Origin of the sequence: Streptomyces sp. 8N114 (assembly GCF_052245835.1) — a bacterium.
Taxonomy (GTDB): Bacteria; Actinomycetota; Actinomycetes; order Streptomycetales; family Streptomycetaceae; genus Streptomyces.
In genome coordinates, this window is record NZ_JBQQBT010000022.1 from 20,810 (window position 1) to 42,390 (window position 21,581).

The window sequence follows — 21,581 nt, forward strand, 5'->3', positions numbered from 1 at the left end:
GGGCGTCGGGTCAGTGCTCGTCGATCTCGAACCAGATGCACTTGCCCTCGCCGCGCGGGTCCACGCCCCAGCGGTCGGCGAGCATGCCCAGCAGCATCAACCCCCGCCCGGAGGAGGCCAGTTCACCGGGGCTGCGGCGGTGCGGCAGCTCGTCGCTGGAGTCCGAGACGTTGACCCGCAGCGTGCGCCTCTCCGCCTCGTTCCCCCGCGGCACGGTGATCTCCGCGACGAGGACCGCGTCCCCGTCCGTGTGCACCAGCACGTTCGTCAGCATCTCCGAGAGCATCAGCACGGCCCCGTCCACCTGGTCCGGGTCGGACCAGTCGTGCAGCAGGTCGCCGAGCTGGTGGCGGGCGACGGCGATCCGGTCCGGCTGGGCCTGGGCGACGGTCAGCACCGTACGCCGGGTGGCGACCGGCACGCCCGCCTCCGCAGGTCCCGCTCCCGTGGCGCTCCGGGCGAGCAGCAGCAGCGCGATGTCGTCCTCGCGCCGGTCGGCGAGCGGGCCCGCCGGGGCGCCGGCCGTGTCGGCCAAGCCGCCCTGCACCGCCCGTACGAGGGCGTCGGCCACCTGCTCCAGCGCCGGCCCCCCGCCGATCTGCGGCCCGGCCCGGTCGACCAGCTCCTCGACCACCGCGCTGATCCGCGCCCACCCCGTCTCCAGGTCGTGCCCGCCCGTCTCGATCAGCCCGTCGGTGCACATCAGCAGCCGCTCGCCGGGCTCCAGCACCAGCCGCGTGACGGGATAGTCCGAGTCGGGGTCGATCCCCAGCGGAAGGCCGCCCGCGGTGGCGTGGACCAGCAGGGGGCCGTCCGGCAGCTGCACCGCCGGGTCCGGGTGCCCGGCGCGGGCAACGTCCAGGGCGCCGGTCTCCGGGTCCACCTCGACATAGAGGCAGGTGGCGAAGCGAGGCTCGGGATGGTCGAGGTCCTCGCCGGCCATCCCGCCCGGTGGTGAGAGGTCCGGGGTCCCCTCGGCCGGCGCGGTGGGCGGCGGCGCGTTGACGCGTTCGGCGGCGCTCATCTCGTACAGGAAGCGGGAGGCGCGGGAGAGCACCGCGTCCGGGTGGTGCCCCTCGGAGGCGTAGGCGCGCACCGCCACCCGCAGCTGGCCCATGATCCCCGCGGCGCGTACGTCGTGGCCCTGGACGTCGCCGATGACCAGCGCGGTACGCCCCGAGGGCAGCGGGATGACGTCGTACCAGTCGCCGCCGATCTGCAGGCCCCCGCCGGTCGGTACATACCGGGCCGCCAGGTCCATGCCGGGGACCGCCGGGCTGTGCGCGGGCCGCATCACCCGCTGGAGCCGGGCCGACAGCTCGCGTTCCGACTCGTTCAGCATGGCCCGGGAGAGCGACTGCCCCAGCATCCGCGCCACCGTCGTCAGCACGGCGCGCTCGTCCGGGGTGAAGGCCACGGGCCGCGCGAAGGCCGCCATCCACGCGCCGATGGAGCGCCCCGCGACGGTCAGCGGCAGAAACGCCCACGCGGCGTGGCCCGGCTGCGTCTCGGCCGGGCGCGCGGCGGGGAAACGGTCCGCGTACTCCTCGGGGCTGTGCAGATACAGCGCGCGGCCGGTGCGTACCGCCTCGGCTGCCGGGTCCTCGTCCGCGAGGCGCAGCCGGGAGCCGCTGCCGCGCGGTCCATAGCCACCGCCGGGCACATAGGGGTGGCCGGGCCGGGCGGGGCCGCCGGGGGATGCGCCGTAGACGGTGAGCTGGTCGCCGCTGACGACGAAGACGGCCAGCGCCTCAGGGGAGAAGCCCGGCATGGCCAGCGACGAGGCCACCCGCAGCACGTCTGCCGTGGTGTACGCCTCGGCCAGCGCCCGCCCGGTGTCCAGCAGGAACGCCTCCCGGTTGCGCCGCCAGTCCCACTGGGCCGTCCCGGCCCTCCGGTCGCGGGTGCCCCGGGCGGCTGCGGGGGTGGCCGGGGCACGGCCTCGGCCGCGGCCTCCGCGGGCTCGGGGGCCCGGTCGCTGCCGCTCGCCGGACCGGGTGGCGGGGCCGCCGGCCGGGCGGGGGGCGGCCGCCTCCGGTTCGGGCACCTCGTAGAGCAGCCCGGTGAGGGCCGCGGTGGACTCGGGCACCGCTTCGCCCCGCGCGGTCACATCCCGGGCGGCGGGGCCTCCCGGGGTGGCCGGTACGGGGCGTACGACGACGCGTACGGTCCGCTCCACCTGCCCGTCCGCGTCCACCACCCGCAGCAGTGCCTCGGCCGTGGTGTCCTCGGCGAGGGCCAGAGTGACGATGCCCTGGAAGCCGACGTAGTCGACGGCGTGCAGCCGGGAGCGGACCGCGCTGCCGGAGAGCGTGATGTGGGTGTCCGTATGCGCATCCGAGGGCTCGACGGCGACCCCCAGGAGGCGGGCCGCACGGGAGTCCAGCGTCACCAGACCTGTGGCGTTGTCCCAGGTCCAGAGCCCGGCGCCCAGGGCAGCCAGGGCGTCATCGGTGCGCATTGCACCACTTTATGCAGAGTTCTTGGGGTTGCGGAAACGGGGGCGAAGCAGGGTAGCCCAGGGCGGTAGTCTGAGGGGTACTCCACTGTGATCCCTGAGCCGAACGACTTGGATGAATGATGCATCGGTACCGGTCCCACACCTGCGGCGAGCTTCGCGCCACGGACGTCGGCACTGACGTCCGGCTGAGCGGCTGGCTGCACAATCGCCGGAACCTGGGCGGCATCCTCTTCATCGATCTGCGCGACCACTACGGCATCGTGCAGCTGGTCGTGCGCGACGAGTCGAGCGAGATCAACCACCAGCTCAGCTCGCTGGCCAAGGAGAGCGTCGTCCGCATCGACGGCAAGGTCACCGCGCGCGGCGAGGAGAACGTCAACCCCGAGCTGACCACCGGCGAGATCGAGGTGGAGGTCGCCCAGATCGAGGTGCTGGGCGGCGCCGAGCAGATCCCCTTCACCATCAACGCCGAGGACGGCGTCAACGAGGAGCGGCGCCTGGAGTACCGCTTCCTCGACCTGCGCCGTGAGCGCATGCACCGCAACGTGATGCTGCGCAGCAAGGTCATCGCCGCCATCCGCGAGAAGATGGTCGCCCAGGGCTTCAACGAGCTGGCCACGCCGATCCTGTCGGCCACCTCCCCCGAGGGCGCCCGCGACTTCCTGGTCCCCTCCCGACTGCACGCGGGCAAGTTCTACGCGCTGCCGCAGGCGCCGCAGCAGTTCAAGCAGCTGCTGATGATCGCCGGGTTCGACCGCTACTTCCAGATCGCGCCCTGCTTCCGTGACGAGGATGCGCGCGCCGACCGTTCGCCGGGCGAGTTCTACCAGCTCGACATGGAGATGAGCTTCGTCGAGCAGGAGGATGTCTTCGGTGTCATCGAGAAGGTGATGACCGAGCTGTTCCAGGAGCTGGGCGAGGGCCGCGAGGTCACCTCGCCGTTCCCGCGCATCCCGTTCCGCGAGGCGATGGTCAAGTACGGCTCGGACAAGCCGGATCTGCGCGCGCGGCTGGAGCTGACCGACGTCTCCGACCTGTTCGCCGGCTCCGGTTTCAAGGCGTTCGCCGACAAGCACGTCCGCGCCCTGGCGGTGCCGGACACCGCAGGGCAGCCGCGCAAGTTCTTCGATTCGCTGGGCGACTTCGCCGTCGAGCAGGGCGCCAAGGGCCTGGCCTGGGTGCGGGTCACCGAGGACGGTTCGCTGAGCGGGCCCATCGCCAAGTTCCTCACCGAGGAGAACGTCGAGGCGCTCACCAAGGCGCTGGGCCTTGCCCCCGGCCACGCGGTCTTCTTCGGCGCCGGGGAGTTCGACGAGGTCTCCAAGATCATGGGCGCGGTCCGGGTCGAGGCCGCCAAGCGCGCCGGGCACTTCGAGGAGAACGTCTTCCGGTTCTGCTGGATCGTGGACTTCCCGATGTTCGAGAAGGACGAGGAGACCGGCAAGATCGAGTTCTCCCACAACCCCTTCTCCATGCCGCAGGGCGGGCTGGAAGCACTCCACACCAAGGACCCGCTCGACGTTCTGGCCTGGCAGTACGACATCGTCTGCAACGGCGTCGAGCTGTCCTCCGGCGCGATCCGGAACCATGAACCGGAGATCATGTTCGAGGCGTTCGGCATCGCGGGCTACTCCGAGGAGGAGGTCGAGCGCGAGTTCGGCGGCATGCTGCGCGCCTTCCGCTTCGGTGCCCCGCCGCACGGTGGTATCGCCCCCGGCATCGACCGCATCGTCATGCTGCTCGCGGACGAGCCCAACATCCGCGAGACCATTGCCTTCCCGCTCAACAACAACGCCCTGGACCTGATGATGGGCGCCCCCAGCGAGGTCGACGAGGCCCGGCTGCGGGAGCTCCACCTCTCGGTACGGAAGCCCCCGCAGGTGAAGCAGGCCGAGTGACCCGCGGGGGGCGCCTGCCTGCGGCCCGGCGCCCCCCGCTCGACCACCCGCCGCATGCGGTGACACATGATCGAGATCGCGATCAGCGCGGCCCGGTCCCAGCTCGGTGACCTGGTGCGGCGCGCGGCGCATTCACGGAAGACCATCGCGCTCACTGACGTCGCCGCCCTTCTGGTGTCACCGCAGGTGATCGAGGACTACGAAGACGCTCTGGCGCTGGCGGAATACGAGCGTCGTAAGGCCGAGAGAACGCTCGAGGCCGGCACGTCCCATGAGGACGTGGGCAAGATGCTCGGCCTGCGGCAGTGACCTACGGACCGACGACCGCCTGCCGGTAATGTGAAACCGTACGCAGCCCGCCCTGCCGCCGAGTGGAGGCGAACGATCATGACGGTGCACGCCCTGAGCCCCCGTCCCGGCCATCTGCGCGAGGTCGCGGAGGAGATCGAGAGGGCGACTGGCCTGCGCGTGGAGATTCTGGGAGGGAAGCTCGTGATGTCCCCGACCCCGCGCGGCAAGCACGCGGGAACGATCAAGAGGCTGTTCCGGCAGCTCTCGCCTCAGCTCCCGGACGGACTCGACGCTTACGAGATGTCCTCCATCGCGCTGCCGGGTGATCCGGACGACTACTGCACACCGGACCTCATCGTCCTGCCCACGGAGTGGGAGGAGGACGACGAATGGCTCGTCGACCCAGGCGATGTGGAGTTGGCGGTCGAGGTGATCTCCAAGTCGGAGAAGGCCAAGGATGTCACCGCCAAGAACGGCTGGTACGCGGCAGCCGGCGTGCGCACGCTGCTCGTCGTCGATCCGCGGGGTGGTGACTGGGCGCTGTATACGCACCCACGAGATGGTGTCTACCAAGGCGTTCTGCACGGCAAGTACGGCGAGGAACTGCCGCTCCCGGCGCCGTTCACCCGGCCCGTGGACACCTCGTGCCTCCCGGTGTACGGCGACAAGGCAGGGCCGGCCGCTGCGGGCTCCGGCCACTGACGCTCGGCGGCCGTCACTGCTGCGCGAACCGGTCCACCAGGACGTCCATCCGTCGTGACGCCTCCGCCCGGGGCAGCCGGCCCGAGCGGGTGAGGGCGACCAGGCCGTGCACGGCTGACCAGAACACCTCGACGAACAGCCCCGGGTCGGCATCCCCCGCAAGGTCGCCGAGCGTGCCGAGCAGCGCCTCGAACCCCTCGCGCAGCGGTGCCGGTGTTGCCGCGTCGGCGAACGGGAGACCGGTGTCGAGGAGGAACATCGCGTCGTAGAGCGCGGGATTGCGCTCGGCGAAGTCGACGTACGCCGTCGCGAGTGCGGCAACCGCGTCCCGTCCCACCGGCCCGTCCGCCACCGCGTGCCGGAGCGCCGCCGCCAGTTCGGTGAAGCCTTCCAGGGCGACGGCCCCGACGATCTCCCGCTTGCCGCGGAAGTGGCTGTAGAGAACGGGCTGGCTGTACTCGATGCGTTCGGACAGCCGCCGCGTGGTCACGGCGTCCCAGCCCTGGGACTCGGCGAGTTCGCGGGCCGTCGCGACGATCAGACGGTGGCGCTGGGCCCGTTCACGCTCCTTGCGTTCCTGTACCGACATGACTCGATGCTAGCACCGCTAGACAATCAAGCGGTGCGTTGGCTAGCATCGCGCCTCAAGCTAGCGGTGCTAGGAAGAGCTGCCGGGAGGAACGGCTTCCGGGAACCCTGGGAGGGGACATGGAGAACGCACTGGCTGTTGTCACGGTCGTGGTCGTCGGTCTGCTGGTGGGCGTGGAGTTCGCGGTGGGGGTCTTCTTCAACCCGATCCTCGACCGGCTGCCTGACAACGGCGGCCTTGCGGGCCGCAGCGACGGGGCCCGGGTCCTCGGCAAGGTGATGCCGGTCTGGTACATCGGCTCGGTCGTGCTCGGTGTGCTGTGGGCCGCGCTCGCCTGGGGCGGCGCGGCGGCGGGCCTCGTCACCGCGGCCACGGCCCTGCTCGTCCTGAGCGTGCTGATGTCCATCGTCCTGCTGGTCCCGATCGCCTCCCGCGGCGCCCGGTGGACCCCGGAGAGCGTTCCGGCGGACTGGAAGCAGCAGATCGGCCGCTGGGACCGGTTCCACTATGTGCGCATCGGTGTCATCGTCACGGCCTTCGCCCTGATGGTCGTCGGCCTGGCGTGAAGCGCCGCGGGAGGGGGCGCGCCCCGCATGCTGCGGGCAGGGGCACCCCCTCACCGGCGCCTTACTTGGGCTCTTCCAGCCTCGGGAAGAGGGCCGCACCCTTGGTGACGGTGGCACCGACAGGGAGGCGCCCCCACTGCGCGGCGTCCACGATGCGCTGCTCGGCCAACCGGCCAAGGGCCGGCCCGGCGCCGAGGGTCTCCCAGAGCTTGGCGCTGGACTCGGGCATCACCGGATTGAGCAGAACCGCACAAGCGCGCAGCGCCTCCGCTGCGGTGTAGAGGATCGTGGCGAGACGGGCCTGGGCCTCGGCCGAGGCGTCCTTGGCGACCTTCCACGGCGCCTGCTCGGTGAGGTAGCCGTTGACCTGCTTGATGAAGTCGAAGATCGCGGCGATGCCGCCCGCGAAGTCGAGCTGCTCGCCGATCCGCTCGTCCGCCTCGCGCACCGCCTTGGCCAGGCCGTCCGCGATGGCCTGCTCGGCCTCGCCGTGCGCCAGGGCCTCGGGCAGGGCACCGTCGAAGTACTTGCCGACCATGGCGGCCACCCGCGAGGCCAGGTTGCCGTAGTCGTTGGCGAGCTCGCTGGTGTAGCGGGCCGAGAAGTCCTCCCAGGAGAAGGAGCCGTCCTGGCCGAAGGCGATGGCGCGCAGGAAGTACCAGCGGTAGGCGTCCACACCGAAGTGGTCCGTCAGCTCGTGCGGCGAGATGCCCGTCAGGTTGGACTTGGACATCTTCTCGCCGCCGACCATCAGCCAGCCGTTGGCGACCACCCGCTTGGGCAGCGGCAGCCCGTTGGCCATCAGCATCGCGGGCCAGATCACCGCATGGAAGCGGAGGATGTCCTTCCCGACCAGGTGCACATCCGCCGGGAAGGTCGAGCCGAACTTCTCCGGGTCCGAGCCGTAGCCGACAGCGGTGGCGTAGTTGAGCAGCGCGTCGACCCATACGTAGATGACGTGCTTGTCATCCCACGGGATCTTGATGCCCCAGTCGAAGGTGGAGCGGGAGATCGACAGATCCTCCAGGCCCTGCCGGACGAACTGCATGACCTCGTTGCGCGCCGACTCGGGCTGGATGAACTCCGGGTGCGCCTCGTAGTGCTCCAGCAGCTTCTCGCCGTAGGCGGAGAGCTTGAAGAAGTAGTTCTCCTCCTGGAGCATCTCCACGGGCTTCTTGTGGATGGGACACAGCTTCTGTCCCGCGTACTCGCCCTCGCCGTCGAGGAGTTCGCCGTAGGTCTTGTACTCCTCGCAGGGCACGCAGTACGGGCCCTCGTAGCCGCCCTGGTAGATCTCACCGCGGTCGTACAGGTCCTGGACGAACTCCTGGACGCGGTCGGTGTGCCGCTTCTCCGTGGTGCGGATGAAGTCGTCGTTCGCGATCTGCAGGTGCTTCCAGAGGGGCTTCCACGACTCCTCGACAAGCTTGTCGCACCACTCGCCCGGACTGACCCCGTTGGCCTCGGCGGTGCGCATGATCTTCTGACCGTGCTCGTCCGTGCCGGTGAGGTACCACACCTTCTCGCCGCGCTGACGGTGCCAGCGGGTGAGCACGTCGCCTGCGACGGTCGTATAGGCGTGGCCCAGGTGGGGAGCGTCGTTCACGTAGTAAATGGGGGTCGAGACGTAGTACGCCTCGGTGCCCGCCTGCTCTGATCCAGTGGCCGCCATACCCGAATCCTATCGGCCGTGTGCCATCCGTTTTCCCGCCGGTTTTCCCGCCGGGTTTCCCGTCGGTGTTTCCACCCTCCCGGCCACGGAGCGTCAAGGTGCCGAGCGATCGGTCACTCCTGGTGGGGGCCGTCGCAGCCGAAGAACAACGGTCATCGTTCGGCTACATGCGTGCACTCAGACGGCGACGAACGCTCAATTACCGCCGCGACGCGGGCACGATGCGGCCTGGGCAAAGCGTTGGCCCCTTGACGGGGACGCTGGCTGCGGCAATGCCGCCCCGCCGACGGGGGGCGACGCACGGTGATGCGCCGGGTGCGTCGTGTGCAATGTGGCGGTCGAGCGACGACAGTGACGGCGAAGGAGGTGGCGGCGTGCAGTCCGAGGGGCCCAACCCCGGTACGTGTTGCCGCTGCGATCTGCCGGTGCGGCACCGCGCCCTGATCGCGATCATCGAGACGGGCTCCGGGCCCGGCGGCAGCGCGTACGCCTGCCTGCCCTGCGCCCGTGACTATGCGAAGACCTCGCTCGCCCCGGAGTGGATCGGCGAGACGATCGCCCACGCGGAGGCCATGCGGGTGGCTTTCGACGACGAGGAGTGCGCGGCCACGGGCCGGGGCGAGGGCTCCCCCAGCCTCCGGCCGGAAGGTGCCCCCAGGCCCTGAGCCGTGTCCGGCGGAAGGAAGGGCTCCCAAGCGAAGGGGATGCGCCCCGACAGGGGCGCGGGGAACTTCGCGACCGGCCACGCCCCACCCGCAGTCCGCGTGCTTCGGGCAGGAGCGCCGCCTTACCGGCACAAGCGGACGAGCACGGCTCTCAGGCTTCGCGGGTGATCGCGTGTTCACCCGGGGTTCACCCTGAGGTCGTTCCTTCGCGCATCCGTGCGCCTAGCGTCACGGCGGCGTACGGCGTACAAGCGCACACCGCGCCATCGCGCACACCGCGCATACCGCGCACAGACCGGAGGAACGACGATGCGAAAGCCGCTGCCGCTGCTCACTTCGCACCCCACGGGAAGATCAGCGATGACCTGCCGCTACCGCTGCGGCGACGCCTGCTTCCATGAGGTGCCCAACACCAGCTCCAACGAGTACGCAGGCGACGTCATCGCCCGGGCCCTCTCGCGCCGGTCGGTGCTGCGCGCCGGTGCCGTCGTCGGTGTCGCCGCCACGGCCGTGGGCACCGGGGTCACCGGTCCCGGCTCCGGTTCCGGGACCGCGTCGGCCGCCGTACCGGCCGCCAAGGGCGACAAGGCGGGCGGCCGGCCGGCCAAGGGCCTGCGGTTCGAGCCGGTCGCGCCGAACACCGCGGACAAGGTCACCGTCCCCGAGGGGTACGGCCAGAACATCGTCATCCGCTGGGGCGAGCCCATCCTGCGCGGGGCGCCGGACTTCGACCCCGAGCGGCAGAGCGCCAAGGCGCAGGCGGGACAGTTCGGCTACAACAACGACTTCCTCACGCTGCTGCCGCTGTCCTCGCAGCAGCGCGGCCAAGGCGCCGACCAGCTCCTGGTGGCCAACCACGAGTACACGGACGAGGTGCTGATGTTCGCCGGGTACGACCCGGAGAAGCCCACCCGCGAGCAGGTCGAGATCGCCTGGGCGGCGCACGGCCTGTCCGTCGTCGCCGTGGCCGGCCAGGAGCGTACGGGCGCGCTGCGTGCCGTACCCCGCCACCCGCTCAACCGGCGGATCACCGCCACCACCCCGTTCGAGGTCACCGGGCCGGCCGCGGGCGGCGCGCTGCTGCGCACCAAGGCCGACCCGCGCGGGCGCCGGGTGCTGGGCACGCTCAACAACTGCTCGGGCGGCACCACCCCCTGGGGCACGGTGCTCTCCGGCGAGGAGAACTTCAACCAGTACTTCGCCAACGCGGAGAAGGTGACCGACCCCGAGCGCGCCGCCACCCTCAAGCGGTACGGCGTGGTGGGCGGGGCCAGCGAGCGGCGCTGGGAGGAGTTCGACGAGCGGTTCGACCTCACCAAGGAGCCGAACGAGGTGCACCGCTTCGGCTGGGTGATCGAGCTTGACCCGTACGACCCCGACTCCACGCCCCGCAAGCACACCGCGCTCGGCCGCTTCAAGCACGAGGCGGCCCAGCCGCGGCTGTCCTCGGACGGGCACGCGGTCGTCTACATGGGCGACGACGAGCGCTTCGACTACTTCTACAAGTTCGTCTCCAAGAAGACGATGCGCCGCGGGACAAGCGCCGAGGACCGCCGCCACAACATGTCCCTGCTGGACGAGGGCACCCTCTACGTCGCCAAGCTGACCGGCGACAGCCCGGCCGAGGAGATCGACGGAAAGGGCACGCTGCCCGAGGACGGCGAGTTCGACGGCACCGGCCGGTGGCTCCCGCTGGCCAGCGGCGACAAGTCGTTCGTCGAGGGCATGACGGCCGAGGAGGTGTACGTCTTCACACGGCTGGCCGCCGACAAGGCGGGCGCCACCAAGATGGACCGCCCCGAGGACGTCGAGGCCAGCCCGCGCACCGGCCGAGTGTATGTGGCGCTGACCAACAACACCGACCGCGGCAAGGACGGCAAGCCGGGGCCCGACGAGGCCAACCCGCGCAACGCCAACAAGCACGGGCAGGTGCTGGAGCTCGCCGAGCGCGGCAACAACCCCACCTCGCGGACCTTCTCCTGGCGGCTCTTCCTGGTCTGCGGCGACCCGGAGGACCCGGGCACCTACTTCGGCGGCTTCCCCAAGGACCAGGTCAGCCCGATCTCCTGCCCGGACAACGTCACCTTCGACGCGTTCGGCAACCTGTGGCTGTCCACGGACGGCAACCAGCTGGGCTCGCACGACGGGCTGTTCGGCGTGGCCACGGCCGGATCGCGGCGCGGTGAGGTGAGGCAGTTCCTGACCGTCCCGACGGGCGCCGAGACCTGCGGACCGGTGGTGCAGGACCGCCGGGTGCTGGTCTGCGTGCAGCACCCCGGGGAGGTGGACGGCGCCTCGGTCGAGAAGCCCGCCTCCACCTGGCCGGACGGACCGGGCACATATGTCCGCCCCGCGGTGGTGGCCGTCTGGCCGAAGGACGGCTCCGAAGTCGGACGGTGAGGTGCAGGACCGCGACGTACCGTCGCGAAGCGTGAGGGCGGGCCCCGTCGGCGGTGACCGGCGGGGCCCGCCTGCTGCGGGAAACTGCGCGGTGGCGACTCCCCTGGGCCCGTGCGAGGGTGACAACAAGGACAAGAGGGCCGAAAGCTCCCCCAGCCTCCGGCCGGGGACCCCCAGGCATTGCGGGTGCAGCCATGGAGCGAACCAGGATTCTGATCGTCGGCGGCGGCTTCGCCGGGGTCGAGTGCGCACGCGGACTGGAGCGTGGTCTGCGGCCCGAAGAGGCGGAGATCAGTCTCGTCACCCCCGCCAGCTACGAGCTCTATCTCCCCCTGCTCCCCCAGGTCGCGGCCGGGGTGCTCACCCCGCAGTCGGTCGCGCCGCCGCTGCGCAGGCTGCTGCGCAGGACCTCCATCGTCCCCGGCATGGTGATCGGGATCGATCCGCACGGGAAGATGTGCGTGGTCCGGCTCATCAGCGGCGAGACCGTCAACCAGCGCTATGACCGGCTGATCCTCACCCCCGGCAGCGTCACCCGCAGCTTCGACATCCCCGGACTCGACGAGCAGGCACGCGGCATGAAGACGCTCGCCGAGGCCGCCTACATCCGCGACCATGTGATCGCCCAGCTCGATCTGGCGGCGGCCACCACCAACGCGCAGGAGCAGAAGGAGCGGTTGCAGTTCGTCGTGGTCGGCGGCGGCTACGCGGGCACCGAGACCGTCGCCTGCCTCCAGCGGCTCACCAACTCCGCCGCAAAGCGCTATCCGCGGCTCGATCCCGACCTGATCAAATGGCATCTGCTGGACATCGCGCCCAAGCTGATGCCGGAGCTCGGCACGAAGCTGGGGCGGCGTGCCCAGCAGATCCTGCGCGAGCGCGGCACCGATGTCTCGCTGGGTGTCTCCGTGGCCAAGGCCGAGGAGCGGCGGATCACGCTGACCGACAACCGGGTGCTGCCCTCCCGCACCCTGATCTGGACGGCAGGCGTCGCCGCCAGCCCGCTGATCGGCACCCTGGACGCGGAGACGATCAAGGGGCGGCTGGTCGTCAACGCCGACTTCACGGTGCCGGGCCATCCGGGCGTGTACGCGCTGGGCGACGCGGCAGCCGTACCCGATCTGACGAAGGTCGGCGGCGCGGTGTGCCCGCCCACCGCACAGCACGCCAGCCGCCAGGGCAAGCACATGGCCCGCAATCTGATCGCCGCGCTGCGGGGCGAGCCCATGACGCCCTACCGGCACAAGGACCTCGGTCTTGTGGTGGACCTCGGCGGCACGGACGCGGTGGCCCGCCCGCTCGGGTACGAGTTCTCCGGGTTCCGCGCGCAGGTCATCGCGCGCGGCTACCACCTGATGGCGCTGCCCACCTTCACCGCGAAGGCCCGCACGGTGGCGAACTGGAACCTCAACGCTCTGACCGGGGACGACTTCCTGCGCACCGGCTTCCTCTCCCGCCGCCCCGCCACCCTCCAGGACATGGAGGCCACGGATGCCTACCTCACTCAGGAACGAGCCCGGGAGCTGACGCCATGAGGTGGTTCTTCCGCACCGTGGTCGGCGCCGTCATCCGGGAGATCGTCCGCGCGTTCTCCCGTGGTGGCCGCTGAGCCTTGACTTGAAGTGAGGTTGAAGTCGGAGGGTGGGGATCTCGCAGCCAGTGAGAGCCCCGAGCCGGAAGGCACCACCATGCACGCCGTCGTCCTGCACACGTTCGGCCCCGCCGAGAACCTCCGTTACGAGACACTGCCCGACCCCGAACCGGGCCCGGGACAGGTGCGGATCGCCGTCCGCGCCGCCGGGGTCCATGCCATCGAGACCGTCCTGCGGGCCGGGGTGACCGAGGGGCTCGTACCACCGCTGCCCGAACTGCCCGCCGTGTTCGGCGGCGAGGTCTCCGGCGCCGTCGACGCGGTCGGCCCCGACGTCGACCCGGGCTGGCTGGGCCGCGACGTGGTGACCGCGAGCGGCACCCCCGGCGGCTACGCGGAGCTCGCCCTCGCTGATGTCACGGAGCTGCTGGAGCGGCCCGCCAACCTTGGCCACGAGGCCGCCGTCGCGGCGGTGGTGACGGGCGGGACGACGGTCGGCGTGCTCGCCCAGGCGGAGTGGGGGACGCAGGACGTGGTGCTGGTCAACTCCGCGGCCGGCGGCATGGGACGGCTCCTGGTGCAGCACTTCCACGCGCTGGGCGCGGTGGTGATCGGCGCCGCCGGCGGCCCCGCGAAGGCGGCGGCCGTCCGCGAACTGGGTGCCGACCTGGCCGTCGACTACAACCTGCCCGACTGGCAGCGGACGGTTGCCGACTGGCTGGCCGGGCCGGGTGGGGGCCGCACCCTCACCGCCGTACTGGACGGGGTCGGCGGCGAGAAGGCCCGCACCGCATTCGGACTGCTCGGCGCGGGCGGCCGCTTCGTGACGTACGGCGCCATTTCCGGTACCCCGTTCCTCCCCTCCCCCGACGAGCTCGCGGCCCGCGCCGTCACACACGTGGACGCGCTGGGTGCCCTGCTCGCCCACCCCGAGCGCACCCCCGCCTACCGTGCCGAGGCCCTCGCCCGTACCGCCGCCGGTGTCTTCTCCCACACCACCCACCCCTTCCCCCTCTCCGACGCCGCCCAGGCCCACAAGGCCCTCGAACAGCGGGAGACGACGGGGAAGGTCGTCCTGATCCCGTAGGGGGGCCTGCCCGACACCTGCAGACTGCAGGCGCGTTGTGGCTTGTCGCGCAGTCCCCCGCGCCCCTGACGGGGCGCGTCTCCCTGCGAAGCTTGGGCAGTCTGCTCCCCCAAGCTCTTCGAGCAGGGGGTACCCCCAGGGCGCAGGGTGGGCAAGCGCAGCCCCCGTGCCGGGTACACAAGATCCGCGGGGCAAGACCTGGCGCCGTAAGTCCGCCCGGCCGGGGAAGACGTGCCGCCGGTCTGGCCCGAGGAGCCCGGCAGCCGGCAGAAGATGCTGCACCTGGATCTGCTGGTACCGGATCTCGCGGCGGCGGTGCGGGAGGCCGTCGCCGCGGGGGCCACGCTCGCGCCGGAGCAGCCGCAGGACGACGTCCGGGTGCTGCTCGATCCGGCGGGCCATCCCTTCTGTGTCTTCCTGCAATGAGTGTCCTGGAATGCAAGGTTCCGGAATGCCTGCTCTTGTTCCGAAACGACCCGGTGGCCGCGTGGGGGCACGCATTCGGTGGGGGAATCCGGGCACAGTTGGGGGAGAGCAAGGAACGACGAGAAGTCTGAGGAGCCCGCATGCCCACGGTGCCGGTGGTGCGCAGCCTGCGCAGAGTGGTGCGGCCACGCGCGTCGCGTCCGGGGGTGGACCTGTCGCATCCGGCGCGCTCGCCGCTGGGCACCTCCGTTGTGAGCTGCGTCGCCTACGACCGCGAGGGCACGCGGCTGATGGCGGAGTGCGGTATCGCGGACGCGCTGGCCTGCGTCCGCAAGGGCGGGAGCAGCCGCGAAGGGGGCGGCTTCGTCTGGATCGGTCTGCACGAGCCGACGGAGGCCGAGTTCGAGGGCATCACCGAGCTGTTCGGGCTGCACCCGCTCGCCGTGGAGAACGCCCTGGAGCCGCACCAGCGACCGAAGGCCGAGTGGTTCGGCGGCGACATGATGTACGCCGTCTTCAAGACGGTCACCTACGTGGAGCACGAGAAGCTGACCGCCACCAGCGAGGTGGTGGACACCGGCGAGATCGTCGTCTTCACCGGCGCCGACTTCGTGATCACCGTACGGCACGGCCGGCACGGCTCCCTCGGCCCGCTGCGCGAGGCGCTGGAGACCGAGCCGGAGCGGCTGGCACAGGGCCCGGCGGCCGTGCTGCACGCGATCGCCGACCACGTCGTGGACGACTATCTGCTGGTCGCGGACGAGGTGCAGACCGACATCGACGCCCTGGAGAGCGATGTCTTCGCCTCCGAGACCCCCTCCGGAGGAAGCAGCAGCGGCGGGCTGTCCGGCACCGGCCGTATCTACCAGCTCAAACGCGAGCTGCTCGAACTCAAGCGCGCCACCCTGCCGTTGGCCCGGCCGCTGGAGTTGCTGTCCGACCGACCCAACCGCCTCATCGACCCCGAGATACGCAAGTACTTCCGGGACGTCGCCGACCACTTGGCCCGCGTCACCGAGCAGATCGCCTCCTTCGAGGCGCTCCTCGACTCGATCCTCCAGGCCCATCTGGCGCAGGTCTCCACAGCCCAGAACGAGGGCATGCGCAAGATCAGTGCCTGGGTTGCCATCGTCGCGGTCCCGACGATGGTGTGCGGCATCTACGGGATGAACTTCGACCACATGCCCGAGCTGCGCTCGCCGCTCGGCTATCCGCTGACCCTCGTCGTCATCACCGCCACCTGCGTGGCCATGTACCGCGCGTTCCGGAGGAATGGCTGGTTGTGAACCTGGGCTGGTGAGGGGGCGCGTGAGGGGGAGCCCCTTGCCGGCTCCGGCAGGCTGCGGGTGGGTTGTGGCTGAGCGCGCAGTTCCCCGCGCCCCTGACGGGGCGCGGTTCGGAAATCCCGAACCCTGGATCCGGGTGCGGGCTCCATCGCGCGGGTGACCTGCGATTCCGTAGCGTCGTCGGCATGGTGAACGCAGACAACGAACGGCCGCCCGCCGCACTGGTGCTGACCGGAGTGACCCGGCGCTACGGGCGGCGCCGGGGCGCCGTAGACGCGCTGCGCGGTGTCGACGTGGAGCTGGCACGGGGCAGCTTCACGGCGGTGATGGGGCCCTCGGGATCGGGCAAGAGCACCCTCTTGCAGTGCGCTGTCGGCCTGGACCGGCCGACCCGGGGCAACGTACGGATCGGGGGCCAGGAGCTGACGCGGATGGGCCGCCGCGCCCTCACCCGGCTGCGCCGGGAGCGGATCGGCTTCGTCTTCCAGTCCTTCAACCTGCTGCCCGCGCTGACCGCGGAGCAGAACGTGGGGCTCCCGCTGCGGCTGGCGGGCACCGGCACCCGCCGGGCCCGCACCGCGGCCCGGGACGCGCTGGCCCGCGTCGGTCTCGCCGACCGCGCCCACCGCCGTCCCGCCGAACTCTCCGGCGGCCAGCAGCAGCGCGTCGCCCTCGCGCGGGCGCTGGTCACCGAACCGGAGGTCGTCTGCGCCGACGAACCGACCGGGGCGCTCGACCCGACGACCGCCGAGGAAGTGCTGGCGCTGCTGCGGCAGTCGGTGGACGAGCTGGGCGCCACGGTCCTGATGGTCACGCACGACCCGGCGGCGGCTGCCCACGCCGACCGGGTGCTGTTCCTGGCGGACGGCCTGGTCGTGGACGAGTACACGGCCGCCGCCGGGATAGGGGAGGCCGGGTCCGGAAGCGGCAGGGGGAGCGCTTTCGGGCTCGGCAGCGGGGGCGCGGGTCCCGCCGTCCTACGGGGGGACGGCGGGGCCGCGGCGCACATCGCCCGGCGGATGCGGACCCTCACCGGCCCAGAAACCGGTGCCGCGCCGGAGGGCGACCGGGCGGAGGTGGCTGTATGACCACCGGACTCGCCAGGGCCTCCGTGCGGGCGCGGCCCAGCGCCTTCGCCGGGGTGTTCTCCGTGCTCGTGCTCTCCGCGACCGTCGTCACCGCCTCCGTCGCCATGCTGCGGACCGCCGCCGGGATCCCGGCGGGGGAGGCGCGGGAGGCGGTGAGCACCATGGGGGCGGGCTTCACCGTGGTGACCGTCTACCTGTCGGTCTTCGTCATCGCCCAGGTCATGGCGCTCACCGTGGCCGCGCGGGCGCGGGAGAACGCGGTGCTGCGCGCTGTGGGGGCGCTGCCGTGGCAGATCCGGCGTACGGTCGCCACCGAGGCGCTGTGCACGGCACTGCCCGCGCTGCCCGTCGGCTACGGACTCGGCTGCGTACTCGCATACGAGTGGCGGGACGGGATGGCCACGCACGGGCTGTTGCCGCACGGCGTCCCCCTCACCGTCGGCTGGCCGCCCGCACTCGCGGCGGCAGGCGTGCTGTTCGTCACCTCGCAGCTCGGCGGGCTGCTGGCCGCGCATCGCGCCGCGCGGGCCCGCCCGATGGACGCGCTCGGCGAAGCGGCGGGCGCCCGCCGCGGGGTGACGCTCACCGGGGTCGTCCGCGGCATCGGTGCCGTCCTCGCCCTGTTCGGCGCCGCCGTGCTGACGGCGATCACCGCCGCGGGGCCGCGCGAGGACGTGGGGGAGCATCTGCCGCTGGTGCTGCTCGCCTACCTGGTCGGGGTCGGGTTCGCGGGGCCCGCGATCGGGCGGACGGCAGCGCGGCTGCTGGCCGTGCCGGTACGGCTGTTGACGCTGCCGCGTGCGCTGGGCGGCGGAGCCGCCGCCGAGCTGGCGTTCGCGCAGGCCCGCGCCACCTCCCGGCGGCTGTCGTCGGCCATCACGCCGGTCGCGCTGGTCGTGGCGTTCACGCTGGTCAAGCTGGCGGCGCTGGCAGCGGTCGCCGAACCGTCCTGGGTCGACCTGTTCGCGACGGTCCTCTACGCGACCTTCGCCGCCTTCGCCGCCGCCAACACCATGGTGCTGCTCAGCACCGAACGCCGCCGCGAGGTCGCACTGTTGCGCGCGGTCGGCGCGGGCGCGGGGCAGGTCCTGCGGATGCTGGTGGCCGAGGCCCTGACCGTCACCTGCGCCGGCTTCGGCGCGGGCGTCGCCGTCGCCCTCGCGGTGACGCTGCCGCTGGGCGACGCCGCGGGAGCTTCGCTCTCCGCGCTGCCGTTGACGACCTGGGCGGGCACGGGGGCTGGAGTGCTCGCCCTGGCCTTGGCCGCCACTCTGGCCCCCCTGCCGGGCCACTTGCGGCGGGCACCGGGGTGAGGGGACCCTCTTCGGTTTGTGGGCAATCGTTGCGCTGGGCTGGGGGAAGAACCGCCGCCCGCAACCGGGAATGGTGACTGTGACAGCAGCTCTCGATCTCATCGGCATCCCCGCAACGCGGAAAGCCCGACGAGCAGCGGCGTACGCCCTCGCAGGGGTCGTCCCCGCCCTGCTGGGCGTCCCCGCACTGGCGCTGCTCGCAGTGGGTGCGGCCCTGTGCGTGACCCGCGCGGGGCTGCCGGTGCTCTCCCTCGGGCTGACGGCCGTCCGCGGGCTGACGGCCGTGCACCGGGTGCTGCTGCGCGGGCTGCTCGGCGAGGACGTACCGGCGCCGCCACGCGCCCACCCGTTGCGGGCAGCGAACGACGCGGCGTCCTGGAGATGCGCGGCGTACGCCGTGATCAACGCGCCCCTCGGCGTGCTCCTCTTCGTCGTCCAACTGCCGGTGCGGCTGTACGGGTTGGCGCTGCTGTCGTACCCGCTGTGGTTCCGCGCCGTGTGGCAGAACGGGCACCACGGTCTCGAACTCACCGGCACCGTCCCGCTCGACAGCTGGCCCCGGGCGATGGCCGTTGCCGCCGCCGGGCTGGTGCTGCTGGTGGCGGCCGGCTGGGCGGGGCGCCAACTGACCGCGCTGGTCCGGCTGCTGGCCCGTACGCTGCTCGCCCCGCCGCCCAGCGACGACCTGGCCGAGCGCGTGCACGATCTGGAGGAGACCCGCGCCCTGGCCGTACGGGACTCCGCGGCCACCCTGCGCCGTATCGAACGCGACCTGCACGACGGCGCGCAGGCCCGCCTGATCGCCCTCGCCATGGCGCTGACCCGCGCCAAGGAGGCGCTCCGCGCGCCCGAACCGTCCCCGGCGAACGCCGCCAAGGCCCGCGATCTGGTGGAGCAGTCCCTCGGCACGGCCCGTACCGCGTTGGGCGAGCTGCGCGATCTTGTACGCGGCATCCACCCGCCCGTCCTCGACAAGGGCCTGGCCCCCGCTCTGGCGTCCCTCCGCTCGGACATCGAGTCCCCTTCGCTGCGGGTGGAGTTGCGGTCCGAACTGCTGTCCGGGCCACGCCCGCCCGAGGCGGTGGAGACCATCGCCTACTTCTGCGCGGCCGAGCTGCTGACCAACGCCGCCCGGCACGCGGACGCCGAACGCATCGTGGTCAGCGCCTGGATACAACTCGAGAGCCCTGACCGCGTCCTGGTGCTGGTGGTCGAGGACGACGGCCGGGGCGGGGCGACCCCCGTCCCGCCCGCACCTGGCGGCTCCTCCGGACTGCGGGGCCTGTCCGAGCGGGTACGTACCGTGGACGGCACACTGTCCCTCGACAGTCCGCCCGGCGGCCCGACGACAGCGACGGTCCGCCTGCCGTTCGCCGCAGCACAGTTCGCCGCACCACAGCAGGAGACGACGACGTGACGACCCCGACAGGACCAGCACTCCGGCTGGTGATCGCCGAGGACGCGGCCGTCGTACGGGAGGGGCTGGTCGGGCTGCTCACCGACCGGGGCCTGGAGGTGGCCGCGGCGGTCGGCGACCCGGACGCGCTGCTGGCGGCCGTGGAACGTACCCGCCCGGATGCCGTCGTGGCGGACATCCGGATGCCCCCCACGCACCGGGACGAGGGGCTGCGCGCTGCGGCCGAACTGCGCCGCCGTCACCCCCGGTTGGGCATCCTGCTGTTCTCCCAGTACATCGAGACCAGCTACGCGCACACCCTCCTCGCGGACGGCCCGGCCGGTATCGGGTATCTCCTCAAGGACCGCGTACTGGACGTCGACGAGTTCGTGGAGGCACTGCACCGGGTGGTGGCCGGTGGCACCGCGCTGGACCCGGACGTCATCTCCCGGCTGCTGCGGTCTCGTCCCACCCTCGCGGCACTCACCCCCCGCGAGCACGAGACCCTCGCGCATATGGCCGCGGGGCTCACCAACGCGGCCATCGCCACCCGGATGGACATCTCCCAGCGGGCGGTGGAGAAGCACACGGCCACCATCTTCGACAAGCTGGAGATCCCGCGTACGACGGCCACCCACCGCCGCGTCCAGGCGGTGCTGCACTATCTGGAAGACCGCTACCAGGAAGGCCAGGAGGGCGACCCGCACTGACGGGCCGCCCTCCTGGCAAGATCCGGCAGCGCTACAACACCAGCGACAGCAGCAGCAACAGCACCAGCGCGACGACGGAGATGATCGTCTCCATCACCGACCAGGACTTGATCGTCTGGCCGACGTTCATCCCGAAGTACTCCTTCACCAGCCAGAATCCGGCGTCGTTGACGTGGCTGAAGAAGAGCGACCCGGCGCCGACGGCGAGTACCACCAGCGCGGTCTGCGTCGTGGACATGTCGGTGGTCAGCGGGCCGACGAGTCCCGCGGCGGAGACCGTGGCCACCGTCGCGGAGCCGGTCGCCAGCCGGATGCAGACGGCGATGATCCAGCCGAGCAGCAGCGCGGGGACGGACCAGTCCTTGGAGAGGTCCAGGATCATCTGGCCGATGCCGACGTCGACCAGCGTCTGCTTGAAGCCGCCGCCTGCGCCGACGATCAGCAGGATGCCGGCGATCGGCCCGAACGAGCCCGCCACGGTGGAGGAGAGCCGGTCCTTGGTGAAGCCCGCGGCCCTGCCGAGGGTGAACATCGCGACCAGCACCGCCACCAGCAGCGCGATCATCGGGTCGCCGACGACGTCCATGACGCGCTGCACGGTGTCTTCGGGGTCGTCGATGACGATGTCGGCGAGCGCCTTGGCGAGCATCAGTACGACCGGCAGCAGCACCGTCGTCAGCGTGCTGCCGAACCCGGGCCGCCGGTCCAGCTCCGCGCTGGCGCGCTCGGGCACGACCCCTTCGGGCGGTGTGGTGTCGACCCAGCGCGCGGCCACCTTGCCGAACAGCGGCCCTGCGACGACGAGGGTGGGGATACCGACGACGAGGCCGAGACCCAGCGTCACGCCCAGATTGGCGTTCATCGCGTCGATGGCGACCAACGGGCCGGGGTGCGGCGGCACCAGCCCGTGCATCACGGACAGCCCGGCGAGGGCGGGGATGCCGACGCGCATCACCGAGTAGTTGCCGCGCTTGGCCACCAGCAGCACCACCGGGATCAGCAGGACCAGCCCGACCTCGAAGAACATCGGCAACCCGACGATGCCCGCGATCAGCGCCATCGCCCAGGGAATGCTGCGCCTGCTCGCCCTGGCCAGGATCGTGTCGACGATCTGGTCGGCACCGCCGGAGTCGGCGAGCAGCTTGCCGAGGATGGCACCCAGCGCGATGAGGACGCCGACGCCGGAGACGGTGTCCCCGAGGCCGGTGCTGAAGCTCTCGATGGCCTTGTCGAGCGGCGCCGCCGCCACGGCACCCAGCGCGAGGGTGCCGACGGTCAGCGCCAGGAACGCATGCAGCTTGAACCGGGTGATGAGAACGACGATGACGGCGATGCCGACCAGGGCGGCGATCCCCAACTGGGCGTTGCCGGCGGACGTGATGGGGTCCGGTTGCTGCGACCCCGCGGCCAGCATCTCGGCACTGAGATGGCGCACGGCTC

The 21,581-nt window shown here is 71.6% G+C and carries 18 protein-coding genes; 14 read left to right on the plus strand and 4 right to left on the minus strand.

The genetic code is table 11. The features are described from left to right. Positions 1-10: 10 nt before the first annotated feature. Complete coding sequence (locus tag ACTWQF_RS29920; protein ID WP_443282867.1) at positions 11-2,461, minus strand: ATP-binding SpoIIE family protein phosphatase; 2,451 nt, start codon at positions 2,459-2,461, stop codon at positions 11-13. Positions 2,462-2,580: 119 nt separating this feature from the next. Here ACTWQF_RS29920 and aspS point away from each other — a divergent pair, with 119 nt between their 5' ends. From aspS to ACTWQF_RS29935, 3 genes are all read left to right on the plus strand, one after another. Further along, positions 2,581-4,359, plus strand: coding sequence for an aspartate--tRNA ligase (gene aspS / locus ACTWQF_RS29925; RefSeq protein ID WP_443282932.1), 1,779 nt, complete (start codon positions 2,581-2,583; stop codon positions 4,357-4,359). 66 nt (positions 4,360-4,425) lie between these two features. Beyond that, positions 4,426-4,668, plus strand: a complete 243-nt coding sequence (locus ACTWQF_RS29930) for a type II toxin-antitoxin system prevent-host-death family antitoxin (RefSeq protein ID WP_443282868.1) — start codon at positions 4,426-4,428, stop codon at positions 4,666-4,668. Positions 4,669-4,746: 78 nt separating this feature from the next. After that, on the plus strand, positions 4,747-5,352 hold the full coding sequence (locus ACTWQF_RS29935; protein ID WP_443282869.1) for a Uma2 family endonuclease: 606 nt from the start codon (positions 4,747-4,749) through the stop codon (positions 5,350-5,352). A 13-nt stretch (positions 5,353-5,365) separates the two neighbouring features. On the opposite strand, the gene ACTWQF_RS29940 is transcribed toward ACTWQF_RS29935, so the two are convergent. Further along, positions 5,366-5,941 carry a TetR/AcrR family transcriptional regulator gene (locus ACTWQF_RS29940; RefSeq protein ID WP_443282870.1) on the minus strand — a complete coding sequence of 192 codons (576 nt, stop codon included), beginning with the start codon at positions 5,939-5,941 and terminating at the stop codon, positions 5,366-5,368. Between the two features lie 119 nt (positions 5,942-6,060). On the opposite strand from ACTWQF_RS29940, the gene ACTWQF_RS29945 reads away from it, so the two are divergent. Further along, the gene (locus ACTWQF_RS29945; RefSeq protein ID WP_443282871.1) at positions 6,061-6,507 is read left to right on the plus strand and encodes an anthrone oxygenase family protein; all 447 of its coding nucleotides are present in this window, start codon (positions 6,061-6,063) and stop codon (positions 6,505-6,507) included. 61 nt (positions 6,508-6,568) lie between these two features. Here the strand turns inward: ACTWQF_RS29945 and metG are convergent, their stop codons facing one another. Then, a complete protein-coding gene (metG, locus tag ACTWQF_RS29950) occupies positions 6,569-8,179 on the minus strand; it encodes a methionine--tRNA ligase (protein WP_443282872.1) in 1,611 nt (536 codons plus the stop codon). Positions 8,180-8,553: 374 nt separating this feature from the next. Between metG and ACTWQF_RS29955 the strand changes: the two genes are divergently transcribed. From ACTWQF_RS29955 to ACTWQF_RS30000, 10 genes are all read left to right on the plus strand, one after another. Then, positions 8,554-8,844, plus strand: coding sequence for a hypothetical protein (locus ACTWQF_RS29955; RefSeq protein WP_443282873.1), 291 nt, complete (start codon positions 8,554-8,556; stop codon positions 8,842-8,844). A 309-nt stretch (positions 8,845-9,153) separates the two neighbouring features. Further along, positions 9,154-11,244 carry a PhoX family protein gene (locus ACTWQF_RS29960; RefSeq protein WP_443282874.1) on the plus strand — a complete coding sequence of 697 codons (2,091 nt, stop codon included), beginning with the start codon at positions 9,154-9,156 and terminating at the stop codon, positions 11,242-11,244. A 194-nt stretch (positions 11,245-11,438) separates the two neighbouring features. Continuing rightward, positions 11,439-12,779, plus strand: coding sequence for an NAD(P)/FAD-dependent oxidoreductase (locus tag ACTWQF_RS29965; RefSeq protein ID WP_443282875.1), 1,341 nt, complete (start codon positions 11,439-11,441; stop codon positions 12,777-12,779). A 153-nt stretch (positions 12,780-12,932) separates the two neighbouring features. After that, positions 12,933-13,922, plus strand: a complete 990-nt coding sequence (locus tag ACTWQF_RS29970) for a zinc-binding dehydrogenase (RefSeq protein WP_443282876.1) — start codon at positions 12,933-12,935, stop codon at positions 13,920-13,922. 231 nt (positions 13,923-14,153) lie between these two features. Continuing rightward, positions 14,154-14,348 (plus strand): VOC family protein, encoded by a 195-nt coding sequence (locus ACTWQF_RS29975; protein ID WP_443282877.1) that lies wholly within the window; start codon positions 14,154-14,156, stop codon positions 14,346-14,348. A 140-nt stretch (positions 14,349-14,488) separates the two neighbouring features. Further along, positions 14,489-15,634, plus strand: a complete 1,146-nt coding sequence (locus tag ACTWQF_RS29980; protein ID WP_443282878.1) for a magnesium and cobalt transport protein CorA — start codon at positions 14,489-14,491, stop codon at positions 15,632-15,634. A 185-nt stretch (positions 15,635-15,819) separates the two neighbouring features. Next, positions 15,820-16,722, plus strand: a complete 903-nt coding sequence (locus ACTWQF_RS29985) for an ABC transporter ATP-binding protein (protein ID WP_443282879.1) — start codon at positions 15,820-15,822, stop codon at positions 16,720-16,722. Beyond that, positions 16,719-18,035 (plus strand): FtsX-like permease family protein, encoded by a 1,317-nt coding sequence (locus ACTWQF_RS29990; protein WP_443282880.1) that lies wholly within the window; start codon positions 16,719-16,721, stop codon positions 18,033-18,035. The genes ACTWQF_RS29985 and ACTWQF_RS29990 overlap by 4 nt, the downstream gene beginning before the upstream one ends. Before the next feature lie 79 nt (positions 18,036-18,114). After that, on the plus strand, positions 18,115-19,452 hold the full coding sequence (locus ACTWQF_RS29995) for a sensor histidine kinase (RefSeq protein ID WP_443282881.1): 1,338 nt from the start codon (positions 18,115-18,117) through the stop codon (positions 19,450-19,452). Then, the gene (locus ACTWQF_RS30000; RefSeq protein ID WP_443282882.1) at positions 19,449-20,141 is read left to right on the plus strand and encodes a response regulator transcription factor; all 693 of its coding nucleotides are present in this window, start codon (positions 19,449-19,451) and stop codon (positions 20,139-20,141) included. Before ACTWQF_RS29995 ends, ACTWQF_RS30000 begins: the two co-directional genes overlap by 4 nt. Positions 20,142-20,172: 31 nt before the next feature. Here the strand turns inward: ACTWQF_RS30000 and ACTWQF_RS30005 are convergent, their stop codons facing one another. Continuing rightward, complete coding sequence (locus tag ACTWQF_RS30005; protein WP_443282883.1) at positions 20,173-21,576, minus strand: GntP family permease; 1,404 nt, start codon at positions 21,574-21,576, stop codon at positions 20,173-20,175. Positions 21,577-21,581 lie beyond the last annotated feature (5 nt).